We start from the raw sequence: 21,601 nt of genomic DNA, 5'->3' as shown, positions 1-21,601 counted from the left end.
ACAACTGGAAAAATCCGAATAAATTGCTCATTTCATTGGAATTAAAAGCTAAATCCGAAACTTCCGGTGATTCCAAACCTTCTTGCATCGGGATTCTCTAGGTAATTCCCCCTAAAATTGAAGTCTACCCTGAATATTTTGAAGATGTTTCCAACCCCAAAGGAATACTCCCAATACAATTTATCGGTGGGTGCCTGAAGTGGAATATTGGTAGGGGCACTCAAAGCAATATTTTCTTCCGACAATTCTCCCCATGCACCCCGAACACCAACAATTTCCCGTAAATTAAGTTTTCTCAAAAAGGGTATCCTAGAAAATAGCCTTCCATTAAAGTTATGTTCCAAATGTACGGTTGCATAGGTATCGGTCACAAATTCGTAGAAATCCAAATTGGGAAACACATTATAAATAGTAAACAGGGTTTGGTTCCCTGGGATAACACTCAGTAAGCTCAATGGAACTGCTCCAAAAGTCTTACCCGCCTCTATACTTGTGGTCAATCGCCCAAAACCACCAACTTGCCAAGGTTGGGTGTACGAAAATTGCAATTTTTTAAACTCGAAATCACTTTCGAGGAAACCATCTATTCCATGGGTATATTTTATAAATATGGTACTGTAATCGTCATTGATATCCGAACGTTCCACCCCATAACCAATGGTTCTTTTACCTGGGGTATAGATTAAAGTGGTGCTGATATCGAACTGTTTTACTTCGGAAGAAATACCCGTTGGCGAAGATGGATCCACATAATCCAAACTAAAGGCTTCGGGTAATGCTGAACTTAATTCGCGATACGAGCTACCTATATTTAAGCGCACATTGGTAAAGGGTTCAATACCTACCGTAAAGGTGGAAAGATTGATATTCGTTAACCTATCATTGGATCCTACCGTGACCAAAGATGAAGATGCAATACTCCTGCCCATCACATCGTTGGTACTGGTCAGACTCAATCCTAATTGCTCAATATCGCGCCGGTTACCTCCTGAAATGATCAATCGGTTTTTTCGATCTAACAAGAACTTGCCCTGAAATCCATGTTTGAACTTTTTATCACCGAAACCGTAGGCCATGTATCCTTCCAAACGCCATAGGTCATTCTGACCAAAATAGGTACGTGCCCCGCCACGTAAACGAATACCTTCAGCGTCGTTAAAACCGACAGAACTATAAATGTCCCCGAGGTCAATGTTCCACTTATCAATTTCAATATAGCCCGAACCCAAAATACTTACCAAATCGTAGTAGGTTCTAAACTTGGGAACTGTTTTTAAGGTATCGAGCAGTTTAAAAATTCCCGCTTCATCATCATTGAGCTGTTCCAAACGCGCATTTTTCCAAAAGGCACTATCCTGTGAGAAAACTCTAGGATCGTAGGGGTCGGAGACTGCTTTATAAAAATCCTCAGTTCTGGGAATATTGAATTTGTAATTATCAAAAACAGTGGTTCGCTTCCCATAAACCCCTTTGGACTTCTCTTTTTTGGTAAAACTGAAATCACTCAACATATAATCCCGTTTCAGCAAAAACACAGAATCGTTCACTACATCAAAATCCTGTTCAATATAGATTTCCTTCACCCAGTTGATGTTGGCACTCTTGGTGACCTGCATGTTGATCTTCTTGATGGCAAAAGTGGTGTCGTTCACCCAAAAGTCTCCCTTAAAAGTGAGTTCGTTCTTTCGTCTGGGATAGTAAATGATATTGTAGCACCATTTATTATCAATAAAGGTACTATCGGACAAAACGTAATTGTAGACATCTACGCCAGTTTTAGAGAGCGGACTGGTAAAACTCTTATCGAAAAACTTCAGGTAATTGTTATAGATATTATAATCAGAATACAAGTCTTCCACAAAGGCTGTAATGGCTTGGTTTCCGCTAAATCCTGAATTCTTGTTCCCTAAAACGTCCTCTTTTTCACGATTTAGATTGTTGTCCCCATAGACTTTTGAAAAGGTTTCATTTAAGAATATGGGCAAATAGGTCTTTCCTGTAATTCTTGAAGTATCCAGGTCCTCAAACATAAACTCCATTCCCTTGAAGAGCTTACTCTTGATCATGGCGCTGTCGATGGTATTGAGGTCGAATTCTATTTTTTCGTATTTATCGTATTGATACTGGTCAAACATCCTAACCCCGTTCTGTCTTTTTTTGGCCCATATTTTTTTGAGGATTTCAATCGCTGGATTGTTTTTTTTGGATTGTTTTCCCGTGTAAACAATTACTTCCTGAAGCGCTTCGGCAGATTCATTGAGCACAATTTCCAACCCATAGTTCACTTTTTGGGTCAGTTGAATCTCCTTGGTCTCATACCCGATAAAAGAAATCTTAATCGCATCATAAGTTTCTTCGGATTCCAAATAAAAATGACCGTTATCGTTAGTGATGGTTCCTTCAGAAGAGTTGACAAAGATGATATTGGCAAAAGCCACTGGCATGCCAGAATCATCGGTAACCATACCTTCCACCTTGGTTTGACCAAATGCAGTATAACAAATAAGAAAAAATAAGGGAAGTAGGAATTTTTTCATGAGCAGGTATTAGGGACAAAAAGAAAACCAAAAGGTTTTGCATCCTAACTTTTGTTCAAATTTGGATTAAATGAATTAGTTATCAAAAAATTGTTCCCAAAAAAAAGCCCCATCAACTGTGTTGACAGGGCTAATATACCTTACAAATATGATTTTACTACTTATATAACACCTTTTTAACAGCCTTGATCACATCATCAGCGTTTGGCAACCATTCAGCCAAAAGCACTGGTGAGTAAGGTGCTGGTGTATCTGCAGTGTTCAATTTTACGATTGGGGCATCCAAATAATCAAATGCCTTGTCCTGTACATGGTAAATAATTTCGGTAGCTACGTTACCAAATGGCCAAGCCTCTTCCAAAATCACCATTCTGTTGGTTTTCTTTACGGATTTCAAAATGGCTTCATGGTCCATTGGACGTACAGTTCTCAAATCAATGATCTCGCAACTGATGCCTTCTTTCTCCAATTCATCTGCAGCTTTATAAGCTTCTTTGATAATTTTTCCGAAAGAAACTATGGTTACATCGGTACCTTCTCTTTTGATGTCGGCCACACCCAATGGAATGGTGTACTCGCCTTCTGGCACCTCACCTTTATCTCCGTACATCTGCTCCGACTCCATAAAAATAACGGGGTCATCATCACGGATGGCAGCTTTCAACAATCCTTTTGCATCGGCAGGGTTGGAGGGCACCACCACTTTTAAACCAGGACAGTTTGCGTACCAGCTTTCAAAAGCTTGGGAATGCGTTGCTGCCAACTGACCTGCAGAGGCTGTTGGCCCTCTAAATACGATAGGACAATTAAATTGACCTGCCGACATTTGACGGATTTTTGCAGCGTTGTTTATAATTTGATCAATTCCCACCAAGGAGAAGTTGAACGTCATAAATTCTATGATAGGCCTATTTCCGTTCATGGCAGAACCAACTCCGATTCCAGAAAAGCCCAACTCCGAAATTGGGGTATCCAGCACACGCTCCGGCCCAAATTCGTCCAACATTCCTTTTGAAGCTTTATAGGCTCCGTTGTATTCGGCTACCTCTTCACCCATTAAATAAATGGTATCATCTCTGCGCATTTCTTCGGACATTGCCTCCGCAATGGCTTCCCTAAACTGTAATGTTTTCATTGAATCGTACTAAAATTAGTTGGTGTGCTTAAAAACGCAAGCAAAAATAGCAAAAAGTAGACGAACATTACCTTGCCTGAAACCAAAAAAAACAACAAAATTTATTATGCATGCATAATAAATTTCATATTTTATATTTATATTTGAGCAGATAAACCTAAAGTATATATGAAGATTTTAGTTTGCATTAGCAACGTACCGGATACTACTTCCAAAATCAATTTTACGGAAGGCGACACCAAGTTTGACACAAACGGGGTGCAATTTGTGATTAATCCCAATGATGAATTTGGATTAACGCGTGCCATGTGGTTCAAAGAAAAGCAAGGCGCAACGGTTCATGTGGCCACTGTGGGTGGCGCTCAGACCGAACCAACCATTAGAAAAGCCTTGGCCATTGGTGCCGACGAGGCCATTCGTGTAAATGCCGAGCCTAAAGATGGTTTTTATGTAGCCCAACAATTGGCCGAAGTGGTGAAAAACGGTGGTTATGACCTTGTAATTGCTGGACGTGAATCCATTGATTACAACGGCGGGATGGTTCCTGGTATTCTTGCTACCCTTTTGGACATGAACTTTGTGAACATGTGCATCGGATTGGAAATTGATGGCACCACAGCTACAGCCATTCGCGAAATTGATGGCGGAAAAGAAAAATTAAGCACTTCCCTACCCTTGGTTATTGGAGGTCAAAAAGGATTGGTTGAAGAGAGTGACCTCAAAATTCCGAACATGAGAGGAATTATGATGGCGCGCAAAAAAGCGTTGAACGTGGTGGAGCCCGTAGATGCTTCCCAACCTACCCAAGACCAAAAGTTTGACAAACCTGCCGCCAAAGGACCAGTTAAATTGGTCGATGCGGGCAACGTAGGAGAATTGGTCGAACTATTGCACAACGAAGCGAAAGTGATCTAAACAAGAAAAAATTATGTCAGTATTAGTATATACCGAATCCCTAAAGGGAAAATTCAAAAAAAATGCCTTCGAAGTAGCCTCTTACGCACATAAAGTGGCACAGGAATTAGGCACAACCGTTACTGCCGTTGCCTTTAATGCAGAAGACAATGCTGCGTTGGGCACTTATGGCGTTTCCAAAGTTTTAAGAGTATCCGATGATGCTCTTTCCGCTTTCAGCGCCAAAGCCTATGCAGATGTATTGGCACAGGCTGTAAAGGCGGAGGATGCCAAGGTGGTCATTTTAAGTTCTACGGCAGACACCAAATATTTGGCTCCCATTCTAGCTGCTAAATTAGGTGCTGGATATGCTCCGAATGTCATGGCTGCTCCCGATAGCACCTCCCCATTTGTGGTAAAAAGAACTGCTTTTAGTAACAAAGGTTTCGCACACACCGAAATCTCATCCGATATCAAGATCATTGGGGTTTCCAACAACGCTTTTGGTGTAACGGAAAATGCCGTTTCTGCATCCGTTGAAGATTTCAACCCTACTTTGGCTGAAGGTGATTTTGCAGTAAAGTCTGTAGAAGTGGATCGAGTGGCTGGAAAAGTGACCATTGCCGATGCCGATATTGTGGTATCTGGTGGTCGTGGCCTTAAAGGTCCAGAAAACTGGGGCATGGTTGAAGAATTGGCCGAAGTTTTAGGCGCCGCAACTGCTTGTTCCAAGCCCGTTTCAGATTTAGGGTGGCGACCGCACAGCGAGCACGTGGGCCAAACAGGAAAACCCGTGGCAAGCAACTTGTACATCGCTATTGGTATTTCAGGAGCCATTCAACATTTGGCAGGTGTAAGTGCCTCCAAAGTCAAAGTGGTTATCAATAACGACCCAGAGGCTCCATTCTTTAAAGCTGCGGATTACGGAATAGTTGGCGATGCCTTCGAGGTAGTGCCCGAACTCATCGAAAAATTAAAGGAATTTAAAGCCCAAAACGCTTAAATTTTGTTAATTTGCCCATTGCAAGGGGCTGTTCAGATAACTGGTTATGTCACTTATTTGAACAGCCTTTTTTGTTTTAGGAGGATAATATGAGCTTAGTACGATTAAAAATAAAGGGAATATCATACAGTCAAACACAAAATGGCGCGTATGCCCTTATTTTAAACGAAGTAGAGGGAGACCGAAAATTACCCATTGTCATTGGCGCTTTTGAAGCACAGTCAATTGCCATTGCATTGGAAAAAGAGATAAAACCACCAAGACCTTTGACCCACGATCTGTTCAAGAATTTTGCGGATCGATTTCAAATAGTGGTAAAGCAGGTCATCATCCATAAATTGGTCGATGGGGTATTTTACTCCAGCATTATCTGCGAACGCGAAAATATTGAGGAAATCATTGATGCGCGAACCAGCGATGCCATTGCTTTGGCGCTTCGTTTTGACGCCCCTATTTTCACCTATAAAACCATTTTGGACAAGGCAGGAATCTTCCTGAAATTTTCTTCCAAAGAAAAAGAAGAAGATGAGGATGATAGTATTGTAGTGGACGAAATCCTTCAAGAAGGGGAAACCGTGGAGATTGAATCCGGCGCCGAAGCCCAAGGGTATCGTGAGTTGTCCCTAGAGGAACTACACAAAGAATTGGATAAGGCAGTGGCCAACGAAGACTACGAAAAGGCTGCCAAATTAAGGGACGAAATTTCCAAGCGCAAATAAACTTACATGGCGAAAAAGACCCAAAGTTTCCTGATACTTTTACTCATTTGTTCGGTCGCTTTCGGCCAAAGTTCCATACCCGCAGATTCCTTGAACGTAACCATCGGTTCTACCATGGTCGAGGAAATTACCACTGCACAATCTGCAGAAATTATTCCCAACCAAGGGTTTTCTGTAAGCACTTTGCTCCGAGGGGCATTGGGAATGGCTGTTTTGATTCTGATTTCCTTTTTGTTCAGCTCCAACCGCAAGGCCATCAATTGGAAAACGGTAGGGATTGGTCTTTCATTGCAAGTTTTGATTGCTATTGGGGTATTGAAAATCTCTTTTGTTCAGTACGCTTTTGAAAAAGTTGGTGCCGTATTTGTCAGCATTTTGGATTACACCAGAGCAGGAAGTCAATTCCTGTTTGAAGGTTTGGTCGTCGACATGGACACTTTTGGCTACATTTTTGCCTTTCAAGTGCTGCCTACCATTGTGTTTTTCTCCGCTTTAACTTCTGTTCTCTATTATTTAGGAGTGATTCAGGTGGTGGTAAAATGGATGGCCTGGCTGCTATCCAAATCATTGGGCATCTCTGGGGCAGAAAGTCTATCCGTTGCAGGAAATATTTTTTTGGGACAAACGGAAGCACCATTGCTCATTAAAGCCTATTTGGAAAAAATGAACCGTTCCGAAATCCTTTTGGTGATGATCGGTGGAATGGCCACCGTAGCTGGCGCCGTTTTGGCCGCCTACATTGGGTTTTTGGGAGGAGATGACCCGGCGCTGCGATTGGTATTTGCGAAACACCTTTTGGCTGCTTCCGTTATGGCCGCGCCTGGGGCCATTGTTATTTCAAAAATTCTATATCCACAAACAGAAAAAGTGAATACGGACGTTACCGTTTCCGCCGAAAAAATTGGTTCCAATATCTTGGATGCCATTGCCAACGGAACCACGGAAGGATTGAAATTGGCCTTGAACGTTGGCGCTATGCTTTTGGTATTTGTGGCCTTTATTGCCATGATCAATGGAATTTTGGGCTGGGTCGGGGATTGGAGCTCCCTCAACAATTGGATCGCTGCCAACTCTCCTTATGAAAACTTTTCAATAGAAGCCATTTTGGGTACCATCTTTGCCCCATTGATGTGGCTGATTGGGGTTGCCAACGAAGACATCATGCTCATGGGACAGCTCCTCGGAATTAAATTGGCCGCAAGCGAATTTGTAGGCTACATTCAATTGGCCGACCTTAAAAATGTGGCCAGTGGAGTACACTTCACTTATAATAAATCGGTAATCATGGCCACTTACATGCTTTGTGGATTTGCCAACTTTGCTTCCATTGGTATTCAAATTGGGGGTATTGGCTCTTTGGCACCGGGTCAACGCAAAACCTTATCCGAATTCGGAATGAAAGCCGTTTTGGGTGGTTCTTTAGCATCTTTGCTTTCAGCCACTATCGCGGGGATGATCTTAGGGTAGATGGGTAAAAGGTCACTGGGTTAAGGGTGAAAGGTCAAAGGATAAATAAAATTTCAATTAAAACATATCAACCTCGATAATTTAAAGCTAACATTGTTATGCGAAATTTTCGAGAATTAAACGTTTGGCAAGATTCCAGAATCTTGGCAAAGGAGGTGTACTCCATTTCAAAATTATTGCCTGAATCTGAAAAATTCGGACTAGTCTCGCAGATTCAAAGAGCGTCCATTTCTATTCCAGCGAATATTGCGGAGAGGTGCAGCAAATATTCAAATAAAGATTTTGCCCGATTTCTTCAAATTAGCCTCGGGTCTGCATACGAATTGGAAAGCCATGTTATACTTTGCGAGGATTTAAATCTTCTTTCCTTTGAAAAAACAAGCCCAATCATCAGAGACATCCAGAAACTTCAACGTAAAATCGCTTCACTAATCAAATACACTATGGCTGCCCCTTAACCTTTGATCCTTCAACCCAAAACCAACTTGGTTAATAAACTTTTCATAAGTCTTTATATTTTCTGTTTCAAAAAACTACGCTTTAAGGTAATTTCGATGGATTGATTTTTTGTCACATCGAGCTCAATTGAAATGTCTTAGATTTCTTCTCATTCCATTCGTTCGAAATGACATTTAAAATGAACTAGACAGCATGAAACAATACCACGACCTTCTAAAACATGTATTGGAGCACGGAAACCAAAAAGGTGACCGTACAGGCACAGGAACCTTGAGTGTTTTTGGATACCAGATGCGGTTCGACCTTTCCGAAGGTTTCCCCATGGTGACCACCAAAAAATTGCACCTAAAATCAATTATCCATGAACTGTTGTGGTTTTTAAAAGGGGATACCAACATTGCCTACCTTCAAGAAAATGGTGTACGTATTTGGAACGAGTGGGCCGATGAAAATGGCGACCTTGGCCCCGTTTATGGACATCAATGGCGTAATTGGAACAGCGAGGAAATCGACCAGATCAAAGAGGTTATCGACACCCTGAAAAACAATCCGAACAGTCGTAGGATGTTGGTTTCTGCATGGAATCCAAGTGTTTTGCCCGATACTTCAGTTTCTTTTGCGGAGAATGTGGCGAATGGAAAAGCGGCCTTACCTCCGTGTCACGCTTTTTTCCAGTTTTATGTGGCCGATGGCAAACTTTCTTGCCAGTTGTACCAACGTAGTGCGGACATATTTTTAGGAGTTCCTTTTAATATTGCTTCCTACGCCTTGTTTACAATGATGATGGCCCAAGTGTGTGGCTACCAACCCGGAGATTTTATCCACACCTTTGGTGATGCCCACATTTACAACAACCACATGGAGCAAGTGGAACTGCAATTGAGTCGAGATCCTCGCCCCTTGCCCACCATGAAAATCAACCCAGAAGTAAAAGATATTTTTGATTTTACTTTTGACGATTTTGAGTTGTTGAACTACGACCCACATCCTCATATTAAGGGTATGGTTGCGGTGTAATTTTAGCAAAAAAAAATCAATGTCATGCTGAACTCGTTTCAGTATCGCATTCAATTGTGGAAAGTTTTTGAGACCCTGAAACAAGTTCAGGGTGATGAGAAATCAGTTTGAGTAAGCATAATACTGCTCTTATTAGAGAGGTTTTCATTTTTCATTCTTCATTCTGCTTACTATTACTCAACTCTTTCCTAATTCTATTCAAAGCTGTTGCAACATTTTGAATTTCTGTTCGAGAAAAACTCCCCTCTTCCACATAAAAAAGCATTTCCATTCCCAATTGTACAACTTCGGCAAGTTCCTCAGGAGAAGCATAAGCTTCTTCAAATAAATCCAAAAAAATTCTATCCTTTCTGGTCATTGTTCAAATGTACTCCAGCCGAATAAATAAAGCGTCATATTAAATTATGACCTTGGACTCAAGAAAGTTAAAGGGTTTGTTTACTAGATTTTATGTTAATTTAGAGCAACGTTATTTCTAACCATCATTGGTTAGGCACCACTAAAATCAAATCATGGGACGCCTCCTCCTATTCGAATTTGAAGACCAAAAATGGTTCCCATCATTTTTAAGGAACTACGGCACGGATTTTCTTCAGTTTTTGTCAAATAAAACCAAAATGTACAAGCCCATTGTCCACATTATCTTAAAAGGGTTGGAAAATAGTGGCACCCACCAAATTATTGATTTGGGTTCTGGCGGTGGCGGCGGACTGCTTTGGCTGAACTCTGAATTAAAAAAACAGGTTTCTGATTTAAAAATAACCCTCACCGATTTTTATCCCAACCTTTCGGCTTTCGAACACACCAAATCACAAACCAACAATTTTGAATACATTGCAACTCCTGTGGACGCTCGAAATGTTCCCCAGGATTTAAAGGGGTTACGCACCCAATTTTTGTCCTTTCATCATTTTAAACCCGAAGATGCAAAGCAAATTTTACAAAATGCGGTCGATTCCAACAGCTCCATTGCCATTTTTGAAGCCCAGGAGAGAAGTTTTCCCAGTATTTTAGCCATGCTTTTTTCACCGCTGAGCGTATTGCTCACCACTCCGTTCATCAGACCATTTAAATGGGGACGTATTCTTTTTACCTATTTTATTCCCATAGTTCCACTGTTTGTTTTGTGGGATGGGGTTGTTTCCTCGTTAAGAACCTACTCCGTAAAAGAAATGCAAGAGTTGGTGGATTCCCTCACTGGGAAAGAAAATTTTAATTGGGAAATTGGTAAGGTGAAATCGGGCCCAGGGGTTATTTTATATCTATTGGGCACCAAAAAATAATTTACGGGTAGCCATTACTTTTTTAATAAGGATAACGAGGAATTTATAACTTAGTAAGTACAAAACCACACAAACCAACCTCATGAAAAAATCCTTTCTTATTCTTGGCTGCTTAATGGCTTCTTATGCTGTAAAAGCGCAATTCATTAAAGAAAAATCACTCAGTGTGCAAATCGGATACGCCATTACAGCTCCCTACGACACTTGGAGCAATGTTGCGAACGATGGTTTTTTTGCGCAGGGAGAATTGATTTTGAAAGCTGCGTCGTGGGTTGAATTTAGACCATATGCTGGTTTCATTTTTACAAATGCCAATGCCAATCCAGGTGAAGAATTTACCGAAAGCAAAGCCTTTTTAATGGGAGGCAAGGCAAGGTTACGAGCTCCCATTCCTTGGATTGCCCCTTATATTGAGGGTGGTATAGGTACTTCCATAGGTTCCTTTAAAACCTATACCTTTTTTGAATCCATAGATAAAAGCGGCATCATTTACCACATCCCCATTGCGTTGGGGCTGGAGCTTGGACCTGACCATAATGTGGATATTGGCTTGGCTTATTATCTGCAACCCTCCGTGGAACAATTTGCGGGCGCTTTTGCCATAGGACTTACCTTTCCATTACGCAATTAAACGCTACAACATGGATTACAACTAATTAATTGACGGTATTTTGTGTTAAATTAGACGAAATCAATCCATAACCTTTAAAGCACATATTTATGAAAACTGCACTAAGCACGCTATGCCTTATTTTATTTTTGGTAGCATTTAGCATTCCTACACATCAACCAGAAAGTACCCACAACGTGAAAGATACCGAAACCAGTTCCAGTAAATTACGCCATGTAGTTTTGTTCAAGTTCAAAGAAACCTCAAGCGAGGCAGATATAAAACAAGTTGAAGAGGCCTTTAATGCTTTGCCTTCTAAAATAGATGTGATAAAAGATTACGAATGGGGCCTGAACAATAGTCCAGAAGGCTTAAACAAAGGGATGACCCACTGTTATTTTTTAACTTTTGATTCAGAAGAGGACAGGGACGCCTACCTTCCACATCCTGAGCACAAAGCTTTTGGCGCTGTGGCTGGTCCACATATTGCCGATGTGCTGGTAGTGGATTATTGGACAAAATAATTGGGGCTAAAACTAAAAAAAGTCGCCACCGAGGCTTGGGGAACTCCCGACGGCGATTCCATTTTAAAGTTCTAAAACGGCGTTTTCAGTGCCGGCATAATCGTTCCATTGGTAACGATCGGCTTCGGCATCGTTGGTATAGGTGCCGTCGATCAAATATCTAAACTCGTAACTGTTTTCCACAGGTAGATCGAACGTACCTTTAAAGGTTCCGTTTTTAAGTTTCGTCAAGCTGCTCTTCTTTGGGTTCCATTTATTGAAATCCCCAACTACAGCAACAGTCTTTGCCTCGTCTGCTGGAACAGTGAATGTTACTTTGCAAACAGGCTTGCTCTTTAAGTATTGTTTTTTAATTGCCATGGTACCAAATAATTTTAATTCCGGTACAAAACAATACATAAAACCATTTACTTACAACAAGTTAGCATCGATTTATCAATTTGATAAAATCCAGCTGACCCTAGGGTTACTTTTATCAATTTTTTTTATGGAATTTTACCAATTATCCTTTTGAAGACCAGCGTTTTAGAAGTGTTCCAATCACATCTATTTCTTCTTCTGTATTGTAAAAATGAAAACTTAATCGAATGCCCCCGCCCCTAAGAGAAGCCACCACATTCTCAGCTACCAGTTTATCAAATAATTTCTCATCTCCTTTAATGCTGAAGATGGTGCTGTGCTGTTTTCTCTTGTTGATCAACGGTTCCAAAAGTCCCAATTCCGAAAAGGTCTCCATTCCCTTTTTGGAAAGCTTTTGCAATTGTGACTGAATGTGTTCCTGACCTATTTCATCCAAAAAGTCAAGAGCAAATTCCAAACTACCAAAGTTAAAGGAATCCAAATGGCCCGGCTCCAAAAATTTACAAAAGGAAATGCTGTTGCGCTTGGAAGCATCATTATTCACGGAACCATTTCCTATTCCTTTCAAATCAAACTGGTCTTTGATTTCATCTTTAACCAAGAAAAATCCGTTGCCATAACCGGCCAACAACCATTTATAGGCACTGGCACCTAGAATATCGATGCCGGATTTTTCAAAGTTGAAAGGTTCCATGCCACAATATTGGGTGCCATCGGCAATGATCATTAGATTGGGAAAATCATTTTTAAGCTTTTTCAAAAAGTCAAAATCAATACGGACACCATTTACCCACTGCACCAAGCTGAGCACAAAAACATCTACGTTTTCTGTTTTTACCTTTTCATAAATGCGTTCTTCCATTTGTTCGTCGATATCCACATAGGCGCGGTCAAAATTGCGGGTTTCGAATGGCCAGTTTACCGATGGATAATCATTGTTGAGCAACAATACTTTTTTCGTCTTCGGCATTCCTTCCAACAAAAGGTTGAACCCTAGACTAAAATTCGGCACCAAAGCCACATTTTCCGGCTTGCAATGGAAAAACTTCCCCACCGTTTTTTTGATTTCCGGCATATGGGCAAACCCTTTGTTCTTCATATCACTGCCACCAATCAAATAATCCAAATCGTGTCCTTGCCTCCACTCCATCAAATCTTCACTTAAAAGTCCTGCAGAGGCGGTATTGGCATAGATACTTTGGTTGAGTACGGGGAATTTTTTTCTTAGGTGCTGCATTACAAATGGCTTTGAATCTATTTACTTTATCTTTGTTTATAAAGATAGCCATTCCATGTTTTCATTCGGAAAAAAGAAGAAGCCTAAAATTGATTTGGAACAACATGAACTTTTGGAGCATGCCCAAAAACGCATTTCCCAAAAGAAAAAGCTGTTTACTCATTTTGTGGTCTTTTTGATTGGAAGCATCTTTTTAATTCTGGCCAATAAGGTTTTAAAATACGGTGAACCGCATGATTGGTCGGTTTGGATTGTTCTTGTGTGGTTGTTTTTCCTCTGCTTGCACGCCTTTAATGTTTTTGTGACCCAAAAATTTATGGGGCAGGATTGGGAACGCAAACAACGGGAACGATTGGTGGCCCTTCAAAAGAAAAAAATAGCCGAGATCCAAAAAGAAATTGAAACGGATTTCCCTCTTTCCAAAATCAATAAAAAAAAAGAGTAGTGAAGCAATTGATTATTATTGCCGCAGCAGGTGAAAACAATGCCCTGGGCAAGGACAATGACTTGGTGTGGCACCTTCCAGACGATTTTAAGCGATTTAAGGCGATTACCACGGGGCATAAGATTATTATGGGCAGAAAGACCTTGGAGAGCTTCCCAAAGCCATTGCCCAATCGTACCCATATCGCCATAACCCGAGATACCAATTACACCCCTAAATTTCCTTGCACCATTGTGCATTCTTTGGACGCGGCCATTGATTTAGTATTGCCCAATGAAACGGCATTTATAATTGGCGGGGGAGAAATCTACAAACAATCGATGGCTGTGGCCACGGATATAGAATTGACCCGAGTTCATGAATCTTTTGAAGCCGATGCTTTTTTTCCAGAAATCGATTTAAACGAATGGGAATTGGTAAAGGAAGAACATCACCCCAAAGATGAAAGGCACCAATACGGTTTTACGTATTTGACCTATCGCAGAAAATAGAATTAAAACTCCAAATAGGAAATTTGGGCAGTAGGTGTATTGACCAATTTCTCCAGTACAGAAATATCCTTATTGCTGTAAAAAATGTGAGAAGGAGCTTGATGTGCTTCCGCCAACAGCTTGTTTTGCTGCAAAACGGCCTTGGTTTGCCTTGCCACCGCCTCTCCCGAATCAATAATGGTGATATTTGATGGCAACATTTCTTTAAGTACAGGAATCAAATAGGGATAATGGGTGCACCCCAATACCAAACAATCGATATTTTGCTCCAACATGGGGTCTAAAAATTGTTTGAGCAGGGTTTTCATTTCATTTGATACCACATCTCCTGCTTCTATTAATTTTACCAGTCCCTTGCCTTCTTGTTCCAGCACCGTTATACCTTCGGCATAAAGCTTAGAAGTATTGTGGAACAAACTACTCGACAAGGTGCCTTTGGTGGCCAAGACCCCTATTTTTTTGGTCTTGGTGTGCAATGCTGCCGGTTTTATGGCGGGCTCTATTCCAATAAAAGGAACGGGGTAGTTTTCCCTAAGGTAATCGATGGCATTGGTTGTAGCGGTATTGCAGGCCACTACAATCAATTTACACCCTTTATTCAACAGGAATTCGGTATTCTTTATGCTGAGATGAAGAATGTCTTCCTTGGATTTCTCTCCATAGGGTGCATTGGCACTATCGGCCAAATAAATGGTACTTTCCTGCGGAAGCATTATTGCCACTTCCTTCCAAATGGAGGTTCCTCCTACTCCTGAATCAAAAACACCTATGGGTTTGACCATGTTTAAAATTAGCTACTTTGAATTTTACCCACAAAAAAACCGCTTTTTTACGAAAAGCGGTTTTTAATTCTTTTAAAAAATTGGGATTAGAATCCTAATTCTTGTTTTACAGCTGACAATAAGTCTGGGCCTTTTGCCACGATCAAGCTCAATCCTGGGCTAGCATCGATTACGTAGTCATAACCTTGTGCGGCGGCCACTTTTTCGATGGCTGCTTTTGCCTTATCGGAAATAGGAGCAAACAACTCTTGTTGCTTTTTCTGCATTTCCTGCATGGCAGCTTGTTCAGCTTCCTGAATGTTTTTCTCGAATCCTTGAAGCTCAACGGCTCTTTGCTCGTTTTCTTCTCTTGTTTTGGAAGTAGCTTCGTTTTGGTATTGAGTGTATTTGTTTTGAAGCTCGGTCATGGAGCTTTGAATATCTGCTCTGTACGTTTCCTGTAATTTCTTCAATTCAGCTTGTGCAGCCTTCATCTCCGGCATATCTGTTAACAACTGCTGAACATTGATGTGTGCAACCTTACTCTGAGCATTAACAAATCCAGTAGCCGCTACAAACAAAACAAGTGCTACTGCTATCCTTTTTACATTTTTCATGATTCTCTACGTTACTATTTTGACTTTTAATTTAGTGGTTCAATATACTTTATCCTATTGAATCTTTCTGTTGTTCTTGCGCTTTTTTTCGTTCTTCCAATTTGGCTTTTCGTTTGGCTTCGCGCTCTTCCAATAATTTTTGTCTTCTTTCTTCGTATGCTTTCTTGCGTTCTTCCCTCAAACGCAGTTTTTCCGCTCTATCTGCTTCTGCTTGTTTTTCCCGTTCGGCTTGCGCTTCAGCAGCATTTTGTTGTCGTTCTCTCAGGGCATCGCTGATCTCCTTATCGGCTTCTTCCTCTTCGGCCTCAAACTTCTCCAATCGGCTTTGTTCCTCTTGCTTTCTGTTCGATGCGCTTATTTTTCTCGTCCTACCTATCTCCCGCAACACCAAGTCACTGATATCGTGCCTTTTTTCGGAGTACAACATTACAACATCTGCCGATTTATCAAAAATAAAATCGTATCTTTTATTGGCTCCGATTTTCTGGACCTCGTTAAAAACTTGGTCTTGGATGGGCTGAATCAATAACTGCTTTTGCAACACCAAATCACCTCGTGGGCCAAAACGATCTTGTTGGTAATCCAACATTTCTTTTTCCAAGATCTGGATCTCTTCTTCGCGCTCGGCAATCAACTCGTCGGTAAGCAGTACTTTTTCGGCCATTAGGTCCTTTTTCATCTGCTCCACAACGCTTTGTTTCAAATCAATCTCCTGCTTCCACTTTTCAGCTTTGGCATTTAATTGCTCGGTAGCATCCCTATATTCCTCAACATTTTCGAGGATATATTCCATATCCACGTATCCTATCCGCACACCCCTTTGGGAAATTCCATAAAAGGACGTCATCAAAACAATTAAGGATAAAAGAACTTTTGAATTCATCTTTGTTTCCGCATTTTACATAGAAAATATCGTGCCAAATTAATCAAATCCTTTTAAATGAAGGGATTACAGATTATTAAGTCACGCTTTTCCATTGATTAAAACTGCTGCCCGATGATGAAGTGCGTTTGCCAGCCGCTTGGTCCAACCGATCCTGGTCTGGAGTCCGTATCGAATCCGTAACCAAAATCAATCCCCAAGAGTCCGAATGCCGGCATAAAAATACGTAGCCCCACTCCGGCAGATCTTTTTAATTCAAACGGATTAAACTCACTAAAATTGTTGAACGCGTTACCTGCTTCTAAAAAAGATAGAGCATATATGGAAGCTGAAGGCTTCAAGGTAAGCGGATAACGTAATTCCATTGAGAACTTATTGTAAATGGTCCCTCCATCTTGCTCCTGTCTACCCGTAATAGGGTTGACACTGTAGGGAGTCAAAGATTGGTTGTCATAACCTCGCAACTGAACCACATCCCTACCATCCAAGGTAAAGTTTCCTAGACCATCACCTCCAACATAAAAACGCTCAAAAGGAACATTCCCGATATCGTGGTTATAGGCACCCAAGAATCCGAATTCTGCATTGGTTCTCAATACCAATTTACCCACTATGGGGGTATACCAGTCGCCCTTAAATTTAATTTTAAAATATTCCAATAGTTTAAAACGCTCTTCTTCCAAGCGTTCCAAGTCCCTGCTCAAACGCTCACGCTCCAACTGTCCTTCGGTTGTTGTATCATCACCAAGCTCCAACAATCTTCTTGTGGTGTCATCAATATCTTCCTTTAATTGCTTGTAATCTTTTCCACTGAACAAGGAATATGGAGGGGTCATTTTGGCTGTCACCTCAAAATTAGAACCTGTCATTGGGAAAATTCTGCTTGGCCCCTGGGAGCTTCTGGAAATACCCAAGGTATAGCTCAAGGAATTGGAGCTACCATTACCAAAGTTGAACAATCCACTATTGTAATCGTTAAAATCGTACAATTGATAACTTACGGAATGCGAAATGGTGAAGAAGTCATCTGGCCATTGCACCCTCTTCGCCAATCCTGCAGATACTCCGGTGATGGCAAAACCTCTGGATTTATCCACATCCAATCTTCCATTGTTGGTGTAACCGGTCGCAAATTGTTGGGTTCTTGACAATGAAAGGTTAAATCTTACTGGTTTTCTACCTCCCAACCAAGGTTCTGAGAAGTTTAAGCTATACACCCTAAAAGTTCTACTGGCCTGCAAACGCAAAGCGAATGTTTGACCATCTCCCATTGGAACTGGTTGATAAGCTTCTTTGTTGAAAATATTTTTAAGCGAGAAGTTGCTAAAGGAAAGTCCCAAAGTACCGATGAAACCACCACCACCAAATCCACCTTGCAGCTCAATTTGACTGGAACCGGATTCCACCAAGCTATAATTAATGTCCACGGTACCTGCATTGGGGTCAGGGTTTTGAATGTCCGGAACAATTTGTTCTGCATCGAAAAAGCCCATTTGACCCAATTCGCGAATACTACGTACAATATTGGACTTACTATATTTTTGGCCGGGACGGGTACGTAATTCCCTAAAGATTACGTGGTCGTTGGTTTTATCATTTCCTGTTACGGTTACGTGATCCAAAAAGGTCTCTTTTCCTTCAATGATCCGTATTTCAAAATCGATGGTGTCGTTTACTGCAGAAACTTCAACCGGGTTAATGGTTGAAAACAAGTAACCATTGTTCTGATAAAGGTTGGTAATGTCGTTGGCATCAGGGTCACCTGCATCGGCCACTCTTTCCTTTAACAATACACCATTATAAGTGTCTCCTTTTTTTATTCCCAAAACTTGGGACAATACCCTATCGGAGTAAACTGTATTCCCGATAAAGTCGATATCACCAAAGTAGTATCTATCTCCTTCCTCAACAGTAATGGAAAGGTCTATGCTCTTTTCATCCACTTTTACAAAAGTGTCTGAAAGCACCCTTGCATCCCTATATCCTCTTTCGGCATAGGTCTCTATTAATTTATCAAGGTCTTCTTGAAAATCAGCTTCAATATATTTTGACTTTTTCCAAAAACGGAAAAGCTTTCTCTTCTTGGTATTTTTTAAAGATTTTTTCAATCTTTTATCGGAAAGCTTCTCATTACCGATAAAGTTGATTTGCCTAACCTTGACCTTATCACCCTTTTTAACATTGACCACCATGTTTTGGGTGTTGGTGCCAGAAGTATCCGCAACGGTGGCTATGTTAACATTAGCATTGAGATACCCTTGTTTTTTGTATTTATTCTGAAGGAAGTTTTTGGTGTTGGCGATTAAGCTCTCGGTGATTTTCTTTCCTTTTTTCAGGTCGGTATCGTCGATGATTTCCTCAACCTTACGTTTTTTAACCCCATAAACGGTTACATTGTTTAGGGTAGGACGTTCCAAAATGTTCAACTCCAAAAAGATTTTGTCGCCTTCTATTTTGGTATAGTACATTTCTACATTGCTGAACAAATCCAGATTCCACAGTTTTTTGATCACTGCACTAATTTCGTCGCCAGGCACTTTAATAGGCTGTCCCACACGAAGTCCTGTATAAGTGACCACGGTTTGCTCGTTGTAACTTTGCAGTCCTGTAACGGTAAGTCCACCTAAAATATAGTCCTTGCCATCTTCTAAATTGGTTTCCTGGGCAAAGCCCTGAACCGAGAATAGCAGTAGGGGAATTATAATTTTAAGGTGGGTGCGTAAAGCGTTTGCAATACCTTTAAGTGAGTTGTTCGCTAGTTTTTCCAAATCTTCGTTCTCTATTTTGGTAACTTAATATGGCTTCTACCAAATGATGTTCTGTAAAATCCGGCCAAAATACATCAATAAAATATAATTCAGCGTATGCAATCTGCCAAAGTAAAAAATTACTGATCCTACATTCACCGCTTGTGCGTATAAGTAGGTCTACATCAGGCAAAAAGTGCGCGTAAAGATGTGTATTTATAACCGCTTCATCAATATTTTCGGGCGAAATTATATTATTTTTAACTTTGACCGCAATCTCCTGAACTGCAGTTTTTATTTCTTCACGTGACCCATAGCTCAATGCGAGGGTCAACGTCATACCTGTATTATTTTCTGTTTTGGACATGACCTCAGTAAGCTCTTTATAAGCTTTTTCGGGCAACGTATCTATTTTTCCAATGGCTCTTAACCTTATATTGTGCTTGTTCAAGGTTTTCAATTCCCGCTTTAAAGCGGTAACCAACAATTTCATAAGGGTATCTATCTCCACTTGGGGTCGATTCCAATTTTCTGTGGAGAAAGCGTATAGGGTTAAAAAGGGAATTTGAAGCTTGGCGCAGCTTTCTACGGTCTTGTTTACCGCATCCACGCCATTTTCGTGACCGAACATACGAAGTTTCCCTCGTTGTTTGGCCCAACGGCCGTTACCGTCCATGATTACGGCAACGTGTTTTGGTAATTTGTCTTTGTTAACGTCTTCTAGCGTGTACATTTTATTGAAAACAATCCTGGCAGGGTTTTCGTCCAAAGGTATACGTCAAAGTTAAACCTGAAAAGACGTACCAGTCGTCGCTCAATAAATTCCCGAAACGAAATTGCTCAAAATTGGAACCTTCAGGGTTACTCGCGTCCAAATTGTCCGTAAAAGTATATCTGGCCCCAATTTCGGCTCCTAGAATCAAAAATCGATTTAAACGATACTTAGCCCCAACCGTCATTGGAATTGCAAAACTACCTTCTTTTTGGTTAATATCCTGCACTTGAAGGGCATCAATATAATTAAAATCGTACCTGAAGTAGGTTAAACCCGTGTATAAGTAGGGTGTAAAGGCAGGTCCGAGCTTATGAAGATTATATTCAACAAAGTTGATTTCGAGTCCAGCCGAGAACTCCATTACCGAATTATCCACCACATATCCCCGCTGTTGCCTGGATTGCATGTGTGATTTTGTATCGTCAGCAGTAAAACTACCGTAGGTTACACTGGCTCTCCATGCATATCGCTTTCCTGCATTCCATTTAAAAATTCCTCCAAAAGCAGGTCCCGTTGGCAAAAGGTAATTTGTCCTTCCCACATCACCGATCATGTTAACGCCCCCGGCAAATACACCAATCTCGTAGGTTTGCGCGCTGACCTTGATCACAAAGCACAGAAAAACCGCTAAAACTATCCGCATTTTATCCACTAAATTTCAGTAATTAAGAGTAAAGGAAGGTCAATAAACACTGATTTATAATTGTACTCCTTTGTTAAACAGATTTTCGCCTCTTTTATTGTTTGGGATGTACTCAATTGCGTCGGTCTTCTCCCCAAAGCAATTTATTGCGCAGTGTTTTTAAAAAGCTTTCGGATTTATATTCAATCATTTTGATGGTGAAATCGGATTTTTGGATACAAATTTCCTTTCCATTGGGAATATCGGCGATTCTGGAATCCAGAGATACCAAATGGGTCTGTTCCCTACCTGATACTTTAAGGCGAATTTTGGTATTATCTGCAATGACCAACGGACGGGCGTTTAAATTATGTGGTGCAATAGGCGTCAACACCAACGATTTGGCTGAGGGCTCAATGACCGGTCCACCGCAACTTAAAGAGTAGCCTGTGGAACCTGTTGGTGTAGAAACGATAAGTCCATCCGACCAATACGAGGTTAAATATTCATCGTTTAACCAAGTTTCCACAGTGATCATGGAAGTGGTATCCTTTCTGCTCACAGTGATTTCATTCAATGCAAAATTGAGTCCATTGAATTCATCCGTATCTGAATTCAAGTCCACTTCGACCAAACTACGTTGCTCCACGGTATAATGACCAGCCACAAACTCGGTGACCAATTTGCGTACATTTTCCTTTTTAAAGGTGGATAAAAACCCCAATCTTCCGGTGTTCACCCCAACAATTGGAATTCCTAAATCCTTTACATAGGTTACGGCTCGCAGCATGGTTCCATCGCCACCAAAACTGATGAACATATCAAAAAAGCGATCCAAACCTTTGGTTTGGTCAAACTCCCCCTTAATGTGTCCTTTGGTAATTTTGGAAACCAGTTTATTAAAGCCTTCCTCCACATAAATGGTGGCATGGTGCTTTTTGAGTTCATCCAAAAGCTCTTCCACACATTGCTTATCCTCTTCTTGAAAAGTTTGACCGTAAATGGCTACTTTCAT

General features: G+C 40.9%; 23 protein-coding genes. 11 read left to right on the top strand and 12 right to left on the bottom strand.

Annotated features, from left to right (window positions below; genetic code table 11):
- Positions 1-41: 41 nt before the first annotated feature.
- Both ABT310_RS09325 and ABT310_RS09320 read right to left on the bottom strand, forming a co-directional pair.
- Positions 42-2,537, bottom strand: a complete 2,496-nt coding sequence (locus ABT310_RS09325) for a DUF5686 family protein (RefSeq protein WP_375323634.1) — start codon at positions 2,535-2,537, stop codon at positions 42-44.
- Between the two features lie 157 nt (positions 2,538-2,694).
- The gene (locus ABT310_RS09320) at positions 2,695-3,672 is read right to left on the bottom strand and encodes a pyruvate dehydrogenase complex E1 component subunit beta (RefSeq protein WP_375323633.1); all 978 of its coding nucleotides are present in this window, start codon (positions 3,670-3,672) and stop codon (positions 2,695-2,697) included.
- 168 nt (positions 3,673-3,840) lie between these two features.
- On the opposite strand from ABT310_RS09320, the gene ABT310_RS09315 reads away from it, so the two are divergent.
- From ABT310_RS09315 to ABT310_RS09290, 6 genes are all read left to right on the top strand, one after another.
- Positions 3,841-4,587, top strand: a complete 747-nt coding sequence (locus ABT310_RS09315) for an electron transfer flavoprotein subunit beta/FixA family protein (RefSeq protein WP_375323632.1) — start codon at positions 3,841-3,843, stop codon at positions 4,585-4,587.
- A 13-nt stretch (positions 4,588-4,600) separates the two neighbouring features.
- Complete coding sequence (locus ABT310_RS09310) at positions 4,601-5,569, top strand: electron transfer flavoprotein subunit alpha/FixB family protein (protein WP_375323631.1); 969 nt, start codon at positions 4,601-4,603, stop codon at positions 5,567-5,569.
- Positions 5,570-5,658: 89 nt separating this feature from the next.
- Positions 5,659-6,288 (top strand): bifunctional nuclease domain-containing protein, encoded by a 630-nt coding sequence (locus ABT310_RS09305; protein ID WP_375323630.1) that lies wholly within the window; start codon positions 5,659-5,661, stop codon positions 6,286-6,288.
- 6 nt (positions 6,289-6,294) lie between these two features.
- A complete protein-coding gene (locus ABT310_RS09300; RefSeq protein ID WP_375323629.1) occupies positions 6,295-7,755 on the top strand; it encodes a NupC/NupG family nucleoside CNT transporter in 1,461 nt (486 codons plus the stop codon).
- Between the two features lie 98 nt (positions 7,756-7,853).
- The gene (locus ABT310_RS09295) at positions 7,854-8,213 is read left to right on the top strand and encodes a four helix bundle protein (protein ID WP_375323628.1); all 360 of its coding nucleotides are present in this window, start codon (positions 7,854-7,856) and stop codon (positions 8,211-8,213) included.
- Between the two features lie 193 nt (positions 8,214-8,406).
- On the top strand, positions 8,407-9,231 hold the full coding sequence (locus tag ABT310_RS09290) for a thymidylate synthase (RefSeq protein WP_375323627.1): 825 nt from the start codon (positions 8,407-8,409) through the stop codon (positions 9,229-9,231).
- Between the two features lie 151 nt (positions 9,232-9,382).
- On the opposite strand, the gene ABT310_RS09285 is transcribed toward ABT310_RS09290, so the two are convergent.
- Positions 9,383-9,589 carry a hypothetical protein gene (locus tag ABT310_RS09285; RefSeq protein WP_375323626.1) on the bottom strand — a complete coding sequence of 69 codons (207 nt, stop codon included), beginning with the start codon at positions 9,587-9,589 and terminating at the stop codon, positions 9,383-9,385.
- Positions 9,590-9,743: 154 nt separating this feature from the next.
- Here ABT310_RS09285 and ABT310_RS09280 point away from each other — a divergent pair, with 154 nt between their 5' ends.
- The 3 genes from ABT310_RS09280 to ABT310_RS09270 all read left to right on the top strand — a co-directional run bounded on the left by ABT310_RS09280 (position 9,744) and on the right by ABT310_RS09270 (position 11,648).
- Complete coding sequence (locus ABT310_RS09280; RefSeq protein WP_375323625.1) at positions 9,744-10,514, top strand: hypothetical protein; 771 nt, start codon at positions 9,744-9,746, stop codon at positions 10,512-10,514.
- An 82-nt stretch (positions 10,515-10,596) separates the two neighbouring features.
- Entirely contained in the window at positions 10,597-11,145 is a 549-nt protein-coding gene (locus ABT310_RS09275; RefSeq protein ID WP_375323624.1) for a hypothetical protein, read from the top strand.
- Positions 11,146-11,234: 89 nt separating this feature from the next.
- Entirely contained in the window at positions 11,235-11,648 is a 414-nt protein-coding gene (locus tag ABT310_RS09270) for a Dabb family protein (protein ID WP_375323623.1), read from the top strand.
- Positions 11,649-11,711: 63 nt separating this feature from the next.
- On the opposite strand, the gene ABT310_RS09265 is transcribed toward ABT310_RS09270, so the two are convergent.
- Positions 11,712-12,008, bottom strand: a complete 297-nt coding sequence (locus ABT310_RS09265; RefSeq protein ID WP_375323622.1) for an isoamylase early set domain-containing protein — start codon at positions 12,006-12,008, stop codon at positions 11,712-11,714.
- Positions 12,009-12,150: 142 nt separating this feature from the next.
- Positions 12,151-13,245 (bottom strand): aminotransferase class V-fold PLP-dependent enzyme, encoded by a 1,095-nt coding sequence (locus ABT310_RS09260; protein WP_375323621.1) that lies wholly within the window; start codon positions 13,243-13,245, stop codon positions 12,151-12,153.
- A 55-nt stretch (positions 13,246-13,300) separates the two neighbouring features.
- On the opposite strand from ABT310_RS09260, the gene ABT310_RS09255 reads away from it, so the two are divergent.
- Positions 13,301-13,690: a 2TM domain-containing protein gene (locus tag ABT310_RS09255; RefSeq protein ID WP_375323620.1), complete on the top strand. Its 390-nt coding sequence runs from the start codon at positions 13,301-13,303 to the stop codon at positions 13,688-13,690.
- Positions 13,690-14,181: a dihydrofolate reductase gene (locus ABT310_RS09250; RefSeq protein WP_375323619.1), complete on the top strand. Its 492-nt coding sequence runs from the start codon at positions 13,690-13,692 to the stop codon at positions 14,179-14,181. Before ABT310_RS09255 ends, ABT310_RS09250 begins: the two co-directional genes overlap by 1 nt.
- Before the next feature lie 2 nt (positions 14,182-14,183).
- On the opposite strand, the gene murI is transcribed toward ABT310_RS09250, so the two are convergent.
- The 7 genes from murI to ABT310_RS09215 form a co-directional block, all read right to left on the bottom strand.
- Positions 14,184-14,963: a glutamate racemase gene (gene murI / locus ABT310_RS09245; protein ID WP_375323618.1), complete on the bottom strand. Its 780-nt coding sequence runs from the start codon at positions 14,961-14,963 to the stop codon at positions 14,184-14,186.
- Positions 14,964-15,049: 86 nt separating this feature from the next.
- On the bottom strand, positions 15,050-15,559 hold the full coding sequence (locus tag ABT310_RS09240; RefSeq protein WP_375323617.1) for an OmpH family outer membrane protein: 510 nt from the start codon (positions 15,557-15,559) through the stop codon (positions 15,050-15,052).
- Between the two features lie 49 nt (positions 15,560-15,608).
- Positions 15,609-16,442, bottom strand: a complete 834-nt coding sequence (locus tag ABT310_RS09235; protein WP_375323616.1) for an OmpH family outer membrane protein — start codon at positions 16,440-16,442, stop codon at positions 15,609-15,611.
- Positions 16,443-16,540: 98 nt separating this feature from the next.
- Positions 16,541-19,210, bottom strand: a complete 2,670-nt coding sequence (locus ABT310_RS09230) for an outer membrane protein assembly factor (protein ID WP_375323615.1) — start codon at positions 19,208-19,210, stop codon at positions 16,541-16,543.
- Positions 19,182-19,922 (bottom strand): isoprenyl transferase, encoded by a 741-nt coding sequence (locus ABT310_RS09225; RefSeq protein ID WP_375323614.1) that lies wholly within the window; start codon positions 19,920-19,922, stop codon positions 19,182-19,184. Before ABT310_RS09225 ends, ABT310_RS09230 begins: the two co-directional genes overlap by 29 nt.
- A gap of 1 nt (position 19,923) precedes the next feature.
- Entirely contained in the window at positions 19,924-20,607 is a 684-nt protein-coding gene (locus ABT310_RS09220; RefSeq protein ID WP_375323613.1) for a DUF6089 family protein, read from the bottom strand.
- A gap of 112 nt (positions 20,608-20,719) precedes the next feature.
- Entirely contained in the window at positions 20,720-21,601 is an 882-nt protein-coding gene (locus ABT310_RS09215) for an NAD kinase (RefSeq protein WP_375323612.1), read from the bottom strand.

Source organism: Flagellimonas cixiensis (assembly GCF_042134615.1).
Lineage (GTDB): Bacteria > Bacteroidota > Bacteroidia > Flavobacteriales > Flavobacteriaceae > Flagellimonas > Flagellimonas cixiensis.
The sequence above is the reverse complement of the archived record's forward strand: the minus strand, read 5'-3'. Positions and strand labels throughout refer to the sequence as shown.